The sequence below is a fragment of the Paraburkholderia sediminicola genome (assembly GCF_046027825.1).
Lineage (GTDB): Bacteria > Pseudomonadota > Gammaproteobacteria > Burkholderiales > Burkholderiaceae > Paraburkholderia > Paraburkholderia sediminicola_D.
In genome coordinates, this window is the sequence record NZ_JAQQDU010000090.1 from 1 (window position 1) to 17067 (window position 17067).

Below are 17067 nucleotides of genomic sequence, written 5' to 3' on the forward strand. Positions count from 1 at the left end.
GATTCACGCAGAAGCAACAGCGCGGCGTTAACCAGCAATTTATAGGCCAGATTGGATGGCTGCCAAAGATGCGTAAAAACTCAAACCCTAGCTCGGGGACCAAGACGACGTTCGCGCACAGTTTGACACCCGCAGAGCTTCTAAGCGCAGATGTTCCGTTCGGAATACTTAACCAGCTGGCGCCCCACCTCAATGAACGCAATAAAATACTGCACTGGGCGCTCGAAGCACAAGGGCGACAATGCAAGTTCGTCAGCTGAGTGTCTATTTCCGTTTATTTTCTCACAGTGATTGCGGTTATGGAATAACAGGCGGCAATGATCCAAGCTGAGATGGTAGTGGTGCGAATAAATGAAGGCAGTTAGAGGAATGCCGCTTTAGTGAAAACCCCTCATGCGTCAAGTACCGCGTGACAAATTATCGACGGAGTATGGTCTTTGACACGCAGGAACGAGAGTTCGTAGCAGCAGTGCCCGCGTACGCAGAGAAAGATCCGTTCACGTTCAACTTGCCGCTCCTTGAACAGATCGTCAATATCTCTCAACTTCTTCGCCATTCCGCTCCCCGCGTTCAAACCCCTCACTCCGCCTCAATCCCCAAATTGCACTAGAGCCTTTACACCAACCCATGCCGGCGCGTTACGCAGCGCTTGCTGGCGGCCGATCGCGTGATACTCAATCCCGAGTTCCAGCAGCGCGTCGGGCTCGTACAGATTGCGGCCGTCGAAAATCAGCGGCGTTTTAAGGATCTGCTTGAGCGAATTGAAGTCCGGGCTCTTGAAGACCTTCCACTCGGTGAGGATCACCAGCGCGTCAGCACCCTCGGCCGCGTCCATCTCTTCCCTGACGAATTCGAGGCGCGCGTGCTGCTGCGGTACGTCCTTCAGATCCAGCGAGAACACCCGCTTCGATTCGTCGATCGCAACCGGGTCGCAGGCCTTCACGCGTGCGCCGCGGCGCAGCAGTTCGGCGATCAGCGGACGGCTCGGCGCTTCGCGCATGTCGTCCGTGTTCGGCTTGAAGGCGAGACCCCACACGCCGAAGGTGCGATCCGACAGGTCTTCGCCCAGACGATCGACGATCTTGTGCGCGAGGATCTTTTTCTGCGTGTCGTTGACGGCTTCCACCGCCTCGAGAATGCGCAGGTTGGCCTTGTGGTCGGCTGCCGTGCGAATCAACGCCTGCACGTCTTTCGGGAAGCACGAGCCGCCGTAGCCGCAACCGGCATACAGGAAGTCGTAGCCGATCCGCGGATCGGAACCGATGCCGCGGCGCACGGCTTCGATATCCGCGCCGACGCGGTCCGCCAGGTTCGCGAGTTCGTTCATGTACGAGATGCGCGTGGCGAGCATCGCGTTGGCCGCGTACTTGGTGAACTCGGCCGAGCGCACGTCCATATACAGTGTGCGTTCGCGATTGCGGTTGAACGGCGCATAGAGGCGCTTCATCAGGTCGCGGGCCTTTTCGCCCGGCACGTCCTCGTCGCAGCCGAGCACGATGCGGTCCGGGCGCGTGAAGTCGTCGACCGCTGCGCCCTCTTTCAGGAACTCCGGGTTCGACACCACCGAGAACATGTGCCCGGCGTGGCGCTCGGCCAGCTCCGCCGCGATCACGTCGCGCACACGCAAAGCCGTGCCAACCGGCACCGTCGATTTGTCGACGATCACCTTGAAGCCCGTCATATGGCGGCCAATATTGCGCGCGGCGGCGAGCACGTATTGCAGGTCAGCAGAACCGTCTTCGTCCGACGGCGTGCCCACCGCGATGAACTGGATGTCACCGTGTGCAACCGCGGCTTCGATGTCGGTCGAGAACTTCAGGCGGCCCGCTTTGCGATTGCGCGCAATGATCTCCTGCAGACCCGGTTCATGGATCGGCACGCCGCCGTTGTTGAGCACGTCGATCTTGCGCTGATCGACGTCGAGACAGAACACATCGTGGCCAATGTCGGCCAGACATGCGCCCGTTACGAGGCCTACGTAGCCACTACCGATAATCGTCAGGTTCATGCATTACACTTCGAAAGAAATTGAGTTGATTCAGGAGCGAGGTAAGGCGCGCTCAATAACCGTTGCCACCCACCAATCCATTCCGCAGCATCGGCACGACGGTCTTGATGTCGAGCCAGAAAGTCCAGCGCTGCATGGCATACAGAGCACGCTTCACCTAGCCCACCATCTTTCGACGTCGCCTGCTTCTTCGTGCGTCTTCATGCCGAGCTAATTGGCGAGCGGTGATGTAACGGTGCGATGCGATTCGACACAAACAACGGACGTCGATGCAGCAGTTTGGCCCGCAGCAATTCCCGATGCACTACGTAACATGTCCTGCGCAAGCGTCTCGTTGCGGACAACGTTCGCAAGATGTTTTCTCGATCTCGGCCCGCGTCACGCCGGCGCTCTTCCTGCGAGCATCTGCGGCACGACGATGACCGTTTCGTGACCAAATTTCTTAACACGACGAGAGATACTCAAACGTGCAGAGTCGCTTGTGGTCCCATTGCTTGCTTTCATTGCTCTCCCCCACCGAAACCACAATCTACAAGTCACCGCTTCAAGGTCCGCTTAGTCAATGTCGACTTCGCCAAGGTCCGTGGGCAACCTACTGTCGACAGTACCTCGATCGTCCGGGTGCCCTTGTGAAATTAACAAGCAAGGACTGTGCCAATATTCAGGAAATCTAATTCGACGTGCTCGACGCCGCGTCGATAATCGATTGTGAGCGGCTCTGCAGCGCGCCCAGCGAGGGCCTTATTCTTTCCCTCGGTGACACTGGAGGCGGCCTAGCAAAGACGAGGTGCCTCATCGATCAAAAAAATGGAGGAAATCTGGCGTAATGTCGGCGTAACGCTCATGGCTCTGTAACGTGACACGTCCCTTCAGCGCGTACTGCTGCGAATGCTAAAGCCGGAGCTCACTTGATAGACATAGCGAACTGCAACGGAAAATGGATGAAGTATTGCGCGCTTCTTCGCGGCGTGACGAGCATCGTGCGCCGCCCCTAGATACTATGAGATCACCCGTTCCGTACACCATAGCCGACCGCCTGAGTCCGATCGAATCCGGCCAGTCGGAGCGCGCACTACCGCGCATTCGCATTACACTCCGCGGCGCGCGGCAAGTCGCATCCGCACCGATTCCAGTTGTGCCGGCAGACGACGCGAACGCAGCCGCCTGCGCGGCAGCGTGACGAAACCGAGTCGCCGGTACAGCGCCGCTGCGCGGGTATTGCTCACGAGCACATCAAGCACGATCTCGCGCTCCGGTGCCTCAAGACCGCGCTCGCCTGCCTGCGCGCTGCTCAACGCGTGCTCGAATAAGGCCGTGAACACGCCAGACCCGCGCGCCTCGGCGAGCGTCGCGCAATGCGCGAGCTGCGTTTGGGTGCGCTTCGGCTTAGGGAGTTCCGTTTCGAGCACGAGACCGCGAAACAACATGGGCAACGCGCGCAAAGGGCCAAAATGACATAGCAACGTCCACACGACGTGCAGGTCGTCGGCGAGGATACGACGACCGTCGTGTGCCGCTAGCACTGCCACAATGTCGCCTTGAGCATCGACAGCCACTTCGTGCCGGCGCCACGAAAAACGTCCACCTCGAAGCGCGAACGCGTATGTCAAAAATGCGACACACTGCGCGGGCGGTACGCCGAGGAAAAATTCGAACTCGTGCTCGCCCGAGGCAAAGGCGAGTGGCGCGCAGGCCGCCGCATCGCTCGCGCGTGCGGGACGAAACGATAGCGTACGCGTGCCAGCCGCGTGATCGGACAAGATGGAGGCGTCGTTGCCGGGTGTCGGTCGCAGCTCGCTATCGCACATTTCTCTCTTTCCAAGTCCAGTAGAGAACCATTCCAAAACCAACACATGAGGTCACATTCAGCGGAATCAAAAAATAATTACCGGTGTGAAGTGCAACCACAATCGCCGTCAGCGAATATAAAAAGGTAAAAACGTCTCCCGCCAGCAGGACGGAGTCGAGACGGGGAATGACCGCGCGGTATGCGCTCTTACCCTTTGGCGTACGGTGAAAATCTTCGTGAATACCTAAAAGTGCCCGCACGCCGCCAGCGAAATAATACCAGGCCATCGGCAGAAACATGGCGATATAGCGGTAGGTATTCCACAGGTCTTGCAGGAAACTCGTTTTAGCGTCGAATCTTGCGCCTTTGCGCGCACCGAACGCGTTGACGAGTGCCCAGATCCCGACGAGCGCAAAGAACACCAGTGTGCCCAAGCGCATGCTTTCCTCGCCGAAATGAACGAGGACCGTCAAAGGCAAACTCAGCATGATCAGCACATAGATCGAAGCCAGCAGCACGGAAGAGAACATCATGGAAACGGCGTGCATTCTTTTTATCAGCGGCATGCGTTGCAGGAGCATCTCCTTCGCATGCTTGAACCCGCTGTGAATCAAGCCGCGCCCCCAGCGCTCGCGCTGAATGCGAAATGCGCTGATGGACTCCGGTAGCAGCGACATGGAAACCACATCACGCAGGTAGGCATATTTCCAGCGGCCGAATTGGGCCCGGTAACCCAGGTCTACGTCTTCCGTAACCGTCGACGTGCTCCAGCCGCCGAGAGCGTCGACGCACGCTTTACGCCACACGCACGAGCTTCCGCTGAGCGAGGCCATATCGCCGTCTTCACTTAAGCCGACTGTCACGTATTGCTGATGCCCCATTTCCATAGCCTGAAAGCGCGTCAGGAACGATACGTCGCGATTTTCGTAGCCGATCCCTGTCTGCAGGAATCCCAGGTCCGGATCCTTGAAGCAAGGTATGGTTTTCAGCAGAAAGTCGACTGGCGGCACAAAGTCCGCGTCGAAGACGGCAAAGAATTCGCCCGAAGACTGCCGGATGCCATTGACCAGATTTCCCGCCTTGTTACCTTTGCGAATCGGGCGCTTGATAAAAAGGACATTGACGCCTTGGGTTGCATAGTGGTCGACTTTGGAACGCGCAAGCGCGGTGGTCTTATCCGACGAATCGTCGAGCACCAGGATTTGCAGCGCCTCCGCCGGGTAGCGCAATCGACAGACAGCATCGATCAGCCGCTCGACCACGTCGGACTCGTTGTAGATAGGCAGCAAAACACTCACCGACGGCCAAAGCTTCGCTTCGTGTACGGCGTGACACGCGAGCGACGTCAATTTGCGCTGCTCGACATTCCGCGAGATCAGAAAGACGCGCAGTTCGAGCACGACGTATAGCGCAAAATAGACCACCACGATCAGGAAAACCGACTGAAGAAGCCAGGAAAACAACGCGAGCATCGCGATCAGTTCCTCAAAGCTTCACGACGGCGCAAATCTCTTCCAACCGATGTGCCCAGGTGTGGTTTTGCCGTACATAGATCGCCCCTGCCTCGGCGCGATCCCTGTCCTCCTGCGAAGGGCCGTGCCGGAGCCGGGCAAACAGTTCTCGCGCCTCTTCATGCGTATTCATTACGTGGCAAAAGTCGCGAAAATGCCGATCGACGGCACGGCCGGCGTTCGTCACAGCAATGCCGCCACAGGCCAGAATTTCGACCAGCCGGCGCGAAAACATGGTCTCCGAACTTGTCACCGAATTGACGTTGAGCGAGACGGCATGCGCTTTATAGATAAGCGCCGTTTCCCGGTGAGGCATTTTTCCATGCACGCGCAACTGGTTCTTCTTCGGAAAGCGGAACTCGAGGTGCCGGGACAACCTGTCGTGATTCCGGTCGAAGACGTTGATCCGCATATGATTCTGCTCGCAGATGTCGAAAACCATGTCGAGAAAACGGCGCCGCTCGTTCAGAATGCGCCGGTAGTAACTGCCCGTAAAGCAGACCTCGTTGCGCGTGAAATTAAAACCCGTAAAGCTGTGAAAAGCCGGCTGATACGGCATGATCAGCGTATTCACCGGCACCTGCGCGGGCACCTGTCGCCGATACCGGTCGAGACACTCCGCGTCCGTCGTGAAGACGTAATCGAACACCTTTGCCACATCAATGAACGCGTCGAAGAAAGGGCCGTCGTCCTTGTTCCAGAAAACAGTTGGAATGCCCGCCTGTTTGGCAAAGTTAACGAGGTGGAAAATTGCCTTGGGTTTTGTCAGGCGTAAAGCTCTGGGCTGCTTCGCCAGTTCGTAGCGCCAACTGCCGTCCACGCCGTGAAACGCAGACTCGACAAGGACGAGGTCAGGTTTCCAGTTGCCAATGACGTCCTTGTAATTGGCAGGCGTCATGGTCCGTATCCTGCACTCCGCAGAGAGACAATCGGCCGTGAAATAATCTGCGACCAGCGCGATTTTCAACTGGCCAAAGCGCCCGTCCCGCGCTGTATCCTCCGAAACCTTCGGATAGTCGTAGACGAGTGAACCCAATTTTCTAATGACTCTGCCGACCATTCAGCCCATCCTCGCACTGTGAGGCAGTGCCTGCATGACAAAATCGCACCAGTTGCGCTGCGTAGTCGCATATTGTTTTGCACGCTCACCGAATGCGGTCAGCGCCGTACGATCGGCGAGTGCCGAGTCGATCACGCGCGCCAGATCTGCCGCATCGCCAGCCTTGAAAAACCAGCCCGCTGGGTTCGCGCCCATTTCGTCGCAAAACACCGGCAAATCGGGAACAATAACCGGCTTGCCCATTGCCATGGCCTCCACCAGTTTGATGGGCGGCACGATCTCGCAGACCTGGAACGGCTTGCGCGGCAGGCACACGAGTGCGCACTTGCCAATCATCTCATGCGCCTTTACCGGCGACATCCGGCCAAAAAAACGTATCTGCCCGGACAATCCCTGGCGCTGTACTTGAGCCTCGAGTGCTGCACGCGCCTCCCCATCTCCAGCGAGATAGACCTTCAGCGGCTCTCCGCGGGTGCGCAAGAGCGCCACGGCGTCGATCAGTGTATCCAGGCCTTCGTAGGCCATCAACGAGCCTGCATAGCCGATCGTGTTCGGCTCGACGTCCTGCGCAGGCAGGGACGAAAAGCGCACGGGCTCCACGCAGTTCGGCAACAGGAACACACGTTCCTCGGCAATTCCCCATCGGTCCCGGGCGAAGCGGCCCAACTGCTTCGAGATCACGAACAACCGGTCAGCATGCTGCGCAACCAGTCCTTCCAGTTGCAGCCCTTGTTTGAAACCCTCTCTTTCCTCGTAAAGCGGCGTACGTGAAATCCGGGTGAGCTCCCACAGTCCGCGCATTTCGTACTGGAAGGGAATCCCCAACTGGCGAGCGGCCAGCAGTGCCGGCAACGCATTGACATGGTTGGACGCGGCATGGATCACCGACACCCTATGGTGTTTGGCCCAGTGGGCCACGACACGCGCCGCCTGCATGGCATAGAGCAGAACCGGCCGGTTATTGGCCGGCCCCGCTGCATGCAGATAACGCACCTCGCCAACCTGCGTCTCATTGCCCGCGGCGTCGTGCAGGCGATCGAAACGGTCGCCGGGATAACCCGGTCTTGTCAACGCATGCACGCGGCCGCCCACCGAACCGAGTGCCCGAATGACCTCATGCGTGCGCGTCGTGTAACCACTCGTGTGGTACGGCAAAGCGCTCGCAGCCACGTACAACATGCTTGCCGAGTCAGGCTGGAACGGCATCGTGCCAACGGGCTGCCTCAACTTGCGCTCCAGCGCGCGGACGGTGATCCAGCGATTCAAGGCCAGGACCGGTTCGCTTACGAACGTTTGCACGGAATCTAACGCGCCGCTCATGCCCGTACTTTCCCGGACTGATTCAATTCCGCCAGTGCGAGATCGACCGTATGCGTGGTCTTGATCTTGCCGCGCGCGTGCAGATCCAGAAATTCCGCAGTCGTGATGACGTCGTAGTCTTTGGTCAGACGCGACAGCAGTTTTCTGTATCCCTCGGTGCGTTGATCGTTGCGGTAAGTCGCGTAACCTTTCTCGTCCCAATACAGCAACGACCAGGAATGCAGCAGAAAAATGGAGAACGTCGGGCTACCGCTCAGCGCGTCGAACAGCAACTTGCCCCACCACGGGCGAAAGCGGAAATAGGACGATTCCGGATAGGTCAGGCGAGCCCACCATTCGTCTTTGCCGACCTTCGGCAGGATTCTCTTCTCCGTCATGGGCAATTCGATCACGCCGTTCGACCACATGTATGGCAGATTCGTCTGCTCGCTGTAGACACACTGCCCAGCATGGACGGCGCAAACGGAATTATTGAACGACAACTGGACGCCCGCGGTTTTGAGCGCGCGAATCGTGCACGCATTCCAGCGAAACGAACCTGCCCGGTGCGCCAGCACCGGTTTGCCTGTTTCCTTCGAAAGCAGTTCGCCGAAATGTTTGATGACGAACTCAGCGCGCGCGTCCTCGGTATATTGATTCATATATTGCGGCCGGCGCGCAAGACCATGCTCGGCCCAAAAGGTATCGGGCAAATACTCCGGATGGGTGTGAAGCTGAACGTCCTGGCCAACGGAATCCAACCACCGCACGACCTCCAGCGTTTCGTCGAGGTACGACCAGGCGCCGCATTGATCGACGAAGAAAACGTGCTTGACGCCGAACTCATCGCCAATCGAGGCCATTTCCCTGATCCCCGCCGTTCCTCCTTCATGCTCGCCCCACATCAGTCGCTTGACGTGATCATGCGATGCACGTTTCGGCAACGCTTCGGTATCCACCGTCAATAGGGCGTAGCGATTCTTTTCCGTCATTCTCAACTCACTTTCAGCACTGCATTCCACTCCGACTCGCTTGCCTGTCCCGCGCTAAGCGGAACGATGCAGGCATTGCGATAGCGCCACGCAAGGTAGGTCTGCTTTCTCTGCTGATAGGATTGCCCTTCGCCGCTCAGGTTCGGGAGATACTCCACGAGCCATCCCAGCCGCGAAAAATAGGCAAAATCCGCGACATCCGTCACCAGCACTGCGGCTATGCCCTCTTCACTCTGCAGCCTCGTCGAGAAACCCTCGCACGCTGCGCGTAACTCATCTCGATCCGCGCCGATAGCCCAGATCAACCACGTCTTGGCATTGGCCGTAACAGCTCGGTGCTTGAGAGTGGACATCCACGGATAGGGACTCACATGCGGAGAAATCAGACCCGCGGCCGACATCAGGCGGCGTATCCGTCGCCATACCCGTTCTTTAAAAGTGGACGGAGGCTTTTTTCCCAACAGATCGTAACGCGCGAGCAAATCCCATTCGGGCTTGGCCGCGAGCGTCCTCAACTGTCGTCTCAATGCTTTGGTTTCGGCGATCACGCTCAATGGTTGTGCTCCCTGCGAGCGGCTAAACCCAGAATTTCTTTTGCGGCCAACGAGGCGCCGTTCATGGGAATGTCCGCGTTTTTCGTCTGCGCGGCGTTCAGCAGGTCGAGCAGTTCGCGCAACGCATCATTGCGCTGCTCTTCCGTTTCGCAGGCAGAGACGACAGCCGGCATCACCTGCGCCAGCATCTGTGCTCGACGGACCTGGTCGTCCGCCAGTTCAGCATTGGGGACCAGCAGCGAAGGAACGCCCGACTGAACCAATTCACAACAGGTGTTGTATCCAGCAGCTCCAACGAACGCGTCGAAGGCGCGCAGATAGCGCGCTAACGGATAGATGGAGAGGGCGCGTACGCTTGACGGCAACGCGACGTCTTGCACCGAAATGGGCGCGCGGGCCCAGACCACCTGAAAGCCGGCGGACTCGAAAACACGAATCAGCCCCTGCCCGATACCCGCGACATCTTTAAGATTTCCCGCTCCTAGAGCGAAGAGCACGATAAGACTCTCCTGTGCCAGGCCCAACGCTTCTCTCGCCGTGGCACGGTCGAGCAACTCATCGTCTTCCAGCAAACATACCGGCGGAACGACTATCCGCTCGCCGCCACCGGCAAGAGCCGACCTGCTTTCGTGGGCGCCCAGCTCGCCCGGCTGGATGACGAGATCGAACAACGCTTCGTCTATCGGCACCGTTTTCGTGGCTGCCTTGAGCAAACCGCGATTGGACCAGACCAGAGTCGGCGAGCCATACGCTTCACAGGCATACAGAAAACCCTGAAACGGCCAGGTTCCGTCAAACACGATCACATCGGGGCGAACGCGTTCGAGTACCAGGCCGAATCGAACTGCCAACTCGCTATTCCAGGCGAAGGTCGAACTCGTCGACCAATAAGGAGAGACGAAGTAATCCGCCTCGAATCCCATGTCGTCGATGATGTCGATCGCCGATGCCAGTGAAAAGAAAAAGGGGCGAGCCTGTCCCCGCAAGCGCCGCGCATACGCTAGACAACGATTCAGATGGCCCATGCCCGAACCGTTCACGTTGAAGAACAGGATGCGCGGGAGCGTTACGGCAGAACTTTCCAGCCGCGCCGGACTTTGGTCATTCATGCATTGCCGCCGAACAGGTCACGGGTATAGACATTGTCTGCTACGTCGACGAGATGGTTCGTCATGCGGCTCGGCACGATCGAATCCGCACACCATTTTAATTCGGGCGGATCGTTGACCACCATCGAATTGAAGAAGGTCGATTCGTACATAGCCGGTTCATCCACGATGACCTGTCCCGCCTTCGCCTTGATGCGTTTCATGACACCCTGAATACTCGACGCGCGGAAATTATCGGATTCCGTTTTCATAACCCGCCGATAGATGCCCACCACCTTCGGGTCCCGTTTGAGCACGCTGTTGGCAATAAAATCCTTGCGCGTGCCATTCGATTCCACGATGTCGTGAATCAGGTTTTGCGGCATATGACTGCAATTGGCGAGAAGTCCCTTGGTGTCTTCGGGCAGGCAATAGCCACCGCAACCGAAGCGTGGGCTGTTGTAGTGGGCGCCGATGCGCGGGTCAAGGCATACGCCGTTGATGATCTGATGTGGATTCAGACCGTGCTGGCCAGCATGGGTGTCGAGTTCGTTGAAATAGGTAACGCGCATGGCAAGGTAGGTATTGGAGCAAAGCTCGATCGCTTCGGCCTCCGTGCTGTCAATAAACAGCGTTGGAATATCCTGCTTGATGGCCCCTTTCTTCAACAGATCGGCGAAGATTTCCGCCCGTTCGGGGCGCTCGCCAATGACGATTTGAGAAGGATACAAGTTGTCGTACAGCGCCAGACCGTCACGCAGAAATTCAGGCGAAAAGATCAGGTTGCCGGTGCCTAGGGTTGCTCGCGCGCGCTCAGTATAGCCGACAGGTATGGTCGACTTGATCACGATGACGGCCTGCGGATTGATGACCATCAAATCGCGGATGACGCTCTCGATCCACGTGGTGTTGAAGTAATCTGCACCGGCAAACGCCTCCTCTTTATCCAGCGTGGCGCGGAAGTTAAGAGGCTTGTGCGCCAGAAAATCCTCTAGTTCGGTGTTCTCGATCGGGGATTGCTTCTGGTTGAGCAACGCCACCTTTTCACGGACGATGTCCGGAGCGATGACCTCGTTGCGCTGAACGAGGAGTACGGCGAGAGAAAGGCTGACGTAGCCGGTACCGCCGATCGCGATTTTCATACACATTTCTCACAGGCAATTAGGGGGTTCAAGCTGCTTGTTCGCATCAGACACTGACTCGGCTTCGAACTGTCAAGCAATCAAAAAAAACGCGCCGCCGTTTCCATATCTGCATCCACTGATCGCCCCACTGCCGCCAATGGAAGGCCAGGTGACCACCCGTCAGATCACACTACCGGACGCACAATAATCATCCAGGCGCCGAAAACGCGACTCACACGAGTCACGTACGTTAGCGGCCGATAGGATAAAAATCATATTTAAACTCCAACCTGATCTAGATTTGCGCGGGGAGTGGGTATGGCCCGCGGGATCTAACCGGCTTTGTACGGTCGGAGTCTTCTTCGATTAGGGCTAACGCTCGCCGAAGCGTCGGCAAATCGACCTCGAAATCGTTTCGGTGATACAACTTGTGGACGTTCGTGCTCAAGGGCCCACGAACTTCATACCAGTACATTCCACCCAAAGCCGCGAGGTCGTAGAAAAACATGTCGTCCCAATGAGCAGGAATCATGGGAAGAATGGCCGTACCTGAGCGCGCAAATGCGATGTTCGTCAAAGCCGAACCCAAAGGGCCAGCAATTACGGAAGCTGAAGAAAACAACTCCACCTGGCCAGCAAAATCATATTCCGAGACGCGGATGTATTCAAAGCCATGCTTGCCAAGCAGAGACATAACCTCGTCCTCATTGTGCACACGACGATCCGCCACATCATGGCGCGTTACATAGATTCGACGATCGCTCGTCCGTGCTCCAACCCGTCCTGACAGTTCGCGAAAACATTCAAAAATGGCTGGCGCTTTTCGGTCTGTCGGACCCATCTTGCTAACGTAGCGCAGCCTGGGAATACGCATACCCGCTTCGGGAAGAGAAATGACAGACCCAAAAGCGATCCCGGCGAGTTCGAGCGACTGCTGGATCGCCTTCCACATGCCGGATGGCTGACCGTCAGGGGGGGATGTAAAGTTCGCAGGCATCAAAATGCTGGCGTTCGGAGGAATTTCGCTCCGCGCGGCGTAAAGACGAGGCAGAATTTCGGCAAGCCAATACCCATAGTACTGGATACCATAACGGGTGGTGCATACTGCGAGCTCGACCGGTGAATTGACAATGCCTGAGACGTCGACTTCCCATGCATCACCGTCAACCGGGCTCAGTAGCTTATAGCGCTGCCGCTGCTTCACGACCACCCCGGGAACGGTATCTTTTACAATGCAACCATCGACAATGATGGTTCCGTCCAACAGGACAATAGCGTCCCGCAGATCCACGCATATACACGGATCAACCGAAATTTTCCGATTTTTATATTGCGACTCGAGATAGTCAGACCTATCAAAATTAAATTCATTTATGTTCGTAAATCGAGCTATCGATGACCTTAAATAATCGACAGCCGGCGAAAGCACTTTATATTCAAGTCCTTTCTCCTTGACAATTTCAAATATTCCTTTGACTTCGCAGCGCATCGCAAACTTTCCAATAGTGAGTAGCATAAGCGATTCTTCATCGACTTAGGTTCATCAGGAACGTTTCTTTTGAACCAAACATCGTAATCACTGATCCGAAGATTATGGAGTTTTTACCAATCCTGCTGGCGTTCCCCACACGCATTTCGGGTAAACGGTTAATAAACTATCGTAGTTACTCAGGACTGGAATCTCGCCGTGAGCCACCAAAAGGCGGATAATTTTGGTGTTTTCGCTATCCGGAAAGTGTTTGACGTAAGGAATAATCCATCCCAGCTGCACCATATCTCTTTGAGGCTTCATAAAATTGAGCGCCTGCTTTCCGCCCGGCTGAGCTGCGTCCGTTGGCGCGACATTGGCCGCTGCATAGGGCGCAATCAAACTTTCGTTTTGCAACGCATCGAGCCAGAATTTTATAGCCGTATGAATATCTCCGTTCGGCCCTTTATACGCATAAAGGTCGACACCATTTACGAGTCCAGTTTCCGCAACAAGCACCAGCAACCCAATAGCGTCATTTTCGTATTTCAATGCGGACTGACCACGTTGAGATTCTGCCGGGAAACTTCCGTCTGTCCTCATGGTATCGATATAAGCGCGATAGACCTTTCCCGCCGAGTTTGTCAGTGACGGGTCCGACGTCGTAATGCCCACTTCTAACTGGGTAACTGCAGAATTCAGCACCAGATTCTGTGCAAGTTGAGATTCGCTCTCCTTTCCCGATATATGCGAGTATTCCTGCGCGCGGCGACGCATCCAGTCGAATACGGTGCTGCGATTAGTCAGTGTGATCAGATTATGCCGTCGCAGTATCGACGTATAAATGGCGATAGGCCTGAGCGTGCTGTTACCCGACAACTCGCCCGTGACGAGCGACGATTGGCTATCTTTATGCTTTTCGCGATCAAAACGCAAGGCATCCGTGTCAGCCAGCTTCCCAACCCAATCGGAGAATTGCTGGCAAGCAGCATGGTCACCTGTCATACAAGCAGAACCTAGATTTGCCAGTGGATACGCAATGGATACGACGGGTGCAAAAAGCTGCTCGGAGCCGAAGTTTCGACCCGGCGTACCATGTATTACGACCGGGAATAGCTCCGGCTGCACTTCCTGCTTCGCAGGAGCAGGAAGTGCAGCGAAACAACTCTTCGCCCAGTCCTCTTGATTGTGGAAGAGATCTTTCGAATTACTTGCCGAGGCAAGAGGAGCACCAGCGACCAGCATCAAAAGAACCAGATGTTTCGACTGCCGCCCTTTGAGCAACATGCCAAGAAAATTAAACATATAAAAATCCCCGAAAATTTATACGCTACTATCGAATAAGGCCGCCGACAATCTGCGAGCTTACGCTGCGACGAACGCTAAACATCCCTAGTTCACCGTGACGTTCAACCTCGAAAAAAAGTCGTGACACATCATTAATGAGCAGCCAGCAGCTCGTCCACCTTGTTTTCAAATATTTCGCCAAGTAATTCATCCACGTGTTTTTCAAATCTTTTGTTCCAACTATTCCGCTGAACATAACCAAGCGTATTCTCAGCACCGATTTTTCCATTTTGCAGAACAGCGGAAATCTGACTTATAAATTCATCATGAGAGCCAGCGATTCGCAACGCGCGCGCCTCACGATCGACGTTGAATATTTCCGTGGAGACGATCGGAACATTCCATGACAGGTAAACATATAGCTTCAGTGGGTTCATGTTTTGCGTCATTTCAAGATTCAAATGAGGAATAATCCCCACATCAAATCGGGAGACCCAGGCACCAACTTCATCGTAAGGCACCACTCCTGCCAGCCGCACGTTTGGATACTCCTTGAGCCGCAGTACATCAGGATTCGAATGTGTCGACCCTATAAGCACGAGTTGATAATCTGTAAAATGTTTCGCGATTTTCTCCAGAAGAGGAATATCGATCTTCTTCTCAAGATTTCCCACGAAGCCTATAGTTTTCCCGCTCCATGACTTGAACGCCTCGAATTCCGCACTATCTCTCGGTTCCATTTTTGACGGATTTGCGTCACAACCATTCGGGACAAGACGAATTGCGGGGTAAAACGGTTTCATGGCGCCGACCATTGGTTCGCAATTGACAAAAGCCATATCAGCCTTTGCCAACGTGAGCCTGTAATTATCCGTCAGGCGCTGATGCTCGGCAGCCGAGACGTCTGGCCACGCCCGATGGTCATCCACGACGTCAACCACAACTTTCATCGGCTTGAAATAGTCGATAAGTGCCGGCGCAGAGTAATTTTTCGGGTAAATCCAGAAGATCGATTCGGCCGCATTCACCCCCTCCCGCTTCAGCACATCGCTGACGTACGGGAAATATCCATCATTTAAATCCGGCTTCATAAGCTCTGAATCATTGCGTCTATATTTGCCGGGAGGATAGACGAACACGTTGTACGAGGTCTTCTGTGAGTCGTGCTTTCCCAACAATTTTTCATAGGTACTCACGTAGATCCAGCGATGCTGACTGGCTTCATCACGTGATTGTTGACGCTGAATTAAATCGAACTCGGATATGGGTGCATCGAAAATAACCACTTTACGCACGTCAGGTCGCGACGAGAGGTATTTTATTACCATGTCGTGACGACGGCCGTATAGCTTCGTATCGTTTTGTTTCCAGAACAATACGATATCAAAACCATGCTCGTGAGATTCCGAAGCAGCGACTTTATGTGCACTTAACGCGTGCCGCATTACTGAATGAAATCCGCTTACCCACGGGCCGCCGCCTCGCGTACTGCGTGACAGGGATTGTTGAAATAACTGCCGTAATTGGTTGGCAGCGGCGGCGTAGCTATAGCGATCAAGAAATTTTCCGCGAACGTCGTCCTGCCACTGCTGGATTCTGTCTTTCTTTCCCGCCAGACGCTCCAGCGCAGCGGGTATGTCCTTGACACTGACAAGCTCTGCAACCTGATCCTCAACTAATTGCATCAGCGGTTGGGTATTGCTGACTAATAAGGGGATGCCCATTGCGACGGCATCAATCGCCTTTGCAGGAAGTTGAAACTTGGAGATTGCATGCTCTTCGTCCTGGGGAAGACAAACAATGTCAGCCATGGCGAGGATTTCCGGGATAGCCGTGAAAGGCTGGTTGGGGAGATAAATGATTCGCCCCATAGCCAATCGGTCCAACTGGGCATAAACGCTTTTGTCGGTCGGGGTGCCTACTAAAACCAGCCGGAAATCAGCATCGGCCACCTTGCTCACTGCCTCGGCGAGAATGTTGATTCCTTTGTGAACCCGCGGTGTTCCAAAAAATAAAACAACCTTAGCGTCGACTGGTACGGCGTACTGACTGCGAATTTTTAGCTTGTCGTATTTCGACGGGTCGAATCTGTTTTCATCCCTTACGTGAGGAACGATTATTCCACCAAATTTCTTCTGTAAGGCGACGTTGGATACAAGAATTCCGTCTGCAACTTTGCAGAGGCTCTCCGTGAATCGCGTCCACATTTCCGCATAAGGCTCGGTGACATTGGCTATCTCGCCGGCAGGTAAAGATAACAAGTCCTGCGCATTCAGCTCATTCTGGTTTTTAAAAAATGAAAGCTCGTGATCGTCCACATCAATGATGAGCGGACAGCCCCATTTCTCCTTGATCATCATGCCAAGTGCGACAGAGGGCAGACGCGGCTTGCACGCAATGACAATGTCCGGTTTTATGCGCGCCGAAATGCGCTCAAGGCTCTGATGAAACTCCGGCAGGTTGGAACCTGGCAAGGTAACAACTGGAAGTCGGCCTTCGCGGACAGGTTCCCATACATTGCTGCCGTATTTAGGAAACTGGAAGCCCACTAGCAGCGAGTGTCGGGCAATACGCTCGACCACCTCGGCAAGCATATAGGATCGTCCTAAGCAGTTGTGGCCGACGTCCCACGTGATGATCAGAACCGTAATCGGCAGCTTTCTGACGATCGACGGAACCACATTGTTCTCAGTTTTCTTTTCTGCGACAACAGGAGGAGTGAGCTCGTAACCGCGCCTGCGCATCAACTCAATGTTGAAGTTGATGACGCTTGCCAATTCTGGCATAGCTTCGATCGCTGCCTGATAGGATTTATAAGCAGTTTCATAATCGAGCCCGACAAATTCCTTGTTCGCCTTTTTTAGTAGATTCACTTGACGCACCTTAT

At 55.2% G+C, this 17067-nt stretch carries 13 protein-coding genes; 1 reads left to right on the forward strand and 12 read right to left on the reverse strand.

All coding sequences use genetic code 11. From position 1 onward, the window contains the following. Nucleotides 1-260 (forward strand): hypothetical protein (locus tag PQQ96_RS33430; RefSeq protein WP_408300441.1); only part of this gene is annotated, 260 nt, incomplete at its 5' end. Between the two features lie 329 nt (nucleotides 261-589). Here PQQ96_RS33430 and PQQ96_RS33435 read toward each other — a convergent pair. The 12 genes from PQQ96_RS33435 to PQQ96_RS33490 all read right to left on the reverse strand — a co-directional run bounded on the left by PQQ96_RS33435 (nucleotide 590) and on the right by PQQ96_RS33490 (nucleotide 17053). Further along, nucleotides 590-2008, reverse strand: coding sequence for a UDP-glucose dehydrogenase family protein (locus PQQ96_RS33435; RefSeq protein WP_408300443.1), 1419 nt, complete (start codon nucleotides 2006-2008; stop codon nucleotides 590-592). 1088 nt (nucleotides 2009-3096) lie between these two features. Continuing rightward, nucleotides 3097-3816, reverse strand: coding sequence for a GNAT family N-acetyltransferase (locus tag PQQ96_RS33440; protein WP_408300444.1), 720 nt, complete (start codon nucleotides 3814-3816; stop codon nucleotides 3097-3099). Further along, nucleotides 3806-5269 carry a glycosyltransferase gene (locus PQQ96_RS33445; protein WP_408300446.1) on the reverse strand — a complete coding sequence of 488 codons (1464 nt, stop codon included), beginning with the start codon at nucleotides 5267-5269 and terminating at the stop codon, nucleotides 3806-3808. Before PQQ96_RS33445 ends, PQQ96_RS33440 begins: the two co-directional genes overlap by 11 nt. A 13-nt stretch (nucleotides 5270-5282) precedes the next feature. Continuing rightward, nucleotides 5283-6368, reverse strand: coding sequence for a CgeB family protein (locus PQQ96_RS33450; RefSeq protein WP_408300447.1), 1086 nt, complete (start codon nucleotides 6366-6368; stop codon nucleotides 5283-5285). Then, complete coding sequence (locus PQQ96_RS33455) at nucleotides 6369-7688, reverse strand: glycosyltransferase family 4 protein (protein WP_408300449.1); 1320 nt, start codon at nucleotides 7686-7688, stop codon at nucleotides 6369-6371. Continuing rightward, nucleotides 7685-8659, reverse strand: coding sequence for a polysaccharide deacetylase family protein (locus tag PQQ96_RS33460; RefSeq protein ID WP_408300451.1), 975 nt, complete (start codon nucleotides 8657-8659; stop codon nucleotides 7685-7687). Before PQQ96_RS33460 ends, PQQ96_RS33455 begins: the two co-directional genes overlap by 4 nt. Nucleotides 8660-8661: 2 nt before the next feature. Next, a complete protein-coding gene (locus PQQ96_RS33465; RefSeq protein WP_408300453.1) occupies nucleotides 8662-9213 on the reverse strand; it encodes a hypothetical protein in 552 nt (183 codons plus the stop codon). Next, nucleotides 9210-10322 (reverse strand): glycosyltransferase, encoded by a 1113-nt coding sequence (locus tag PQQ96_RS33470; RefSeq protein ID WP_408300455.1) that lies wholly within the window; start codon nucleotides 10320-10322, stop codon nucleotides 9210-9212. The genes PQQ96_RS33465 and PQQ96_RS33470 overlap by 4 nt, the downstream gene beginning before the upstream one ends. Further along, nucleotides 10319-11443: a nucleotide sugar dehydrogenase gene (locus PQQ96_RS33475; RefSeq protein ID WP_408300457.1), complete on the reverse strand. Its 1125-nt coding sequence runs from the start codon at nucleotides 11441-11443 to the stop codon at nucleotides 10319-10321. Before PQQ96_RS33475 ends, PQQ96_RS33470 begins: the two co-directional genes overlap by 4 nt. A gap of 277 nt (nucleotides 11444-11720) precedes the next feature. Next, on the reverse strand, nucleotides 11721-12941 hold the full coding sequence (locus tag PQQ96_RS33480) for a glycosyltransferase family 61 protein (RefSeq protein WP_408300459.1): 1221 nt from the start codon (nucleotides 12939-12941) through the stop codon (nucleotides 11721-11723). A gap of 75 nt (nucleotides 12942-13016) precedes the next feature. Beyond that, nucleotides 13017-14198, reverse strand: coding sequence for an alginate lyase family protein (locus PQQ96_RS33485; protein ID WP_408300461.1), 1182 nt, complete (start codon nucleotides 14196-14198; stop codon nucleotides 13017-13019). A gap of 134 nt (nucleotides 14199-14332) precedes the next feature. Beyond that, the gene (locus PQQ96_RS33490) at nucleotides 14333-17053 is read right to left on the reverse strand and encodes a glycosyltransferase family 4 protein (RefSeq protein ID WP_408300462.1); all 2721 of its coding nucleotides are present in this window, start codon (nucleotides 17051-17053) and stop codon (nucleotides 14333-14335) included. Between the last annotated feature and the right edge of the window lie 14 nt (nucleotides 17054-17067).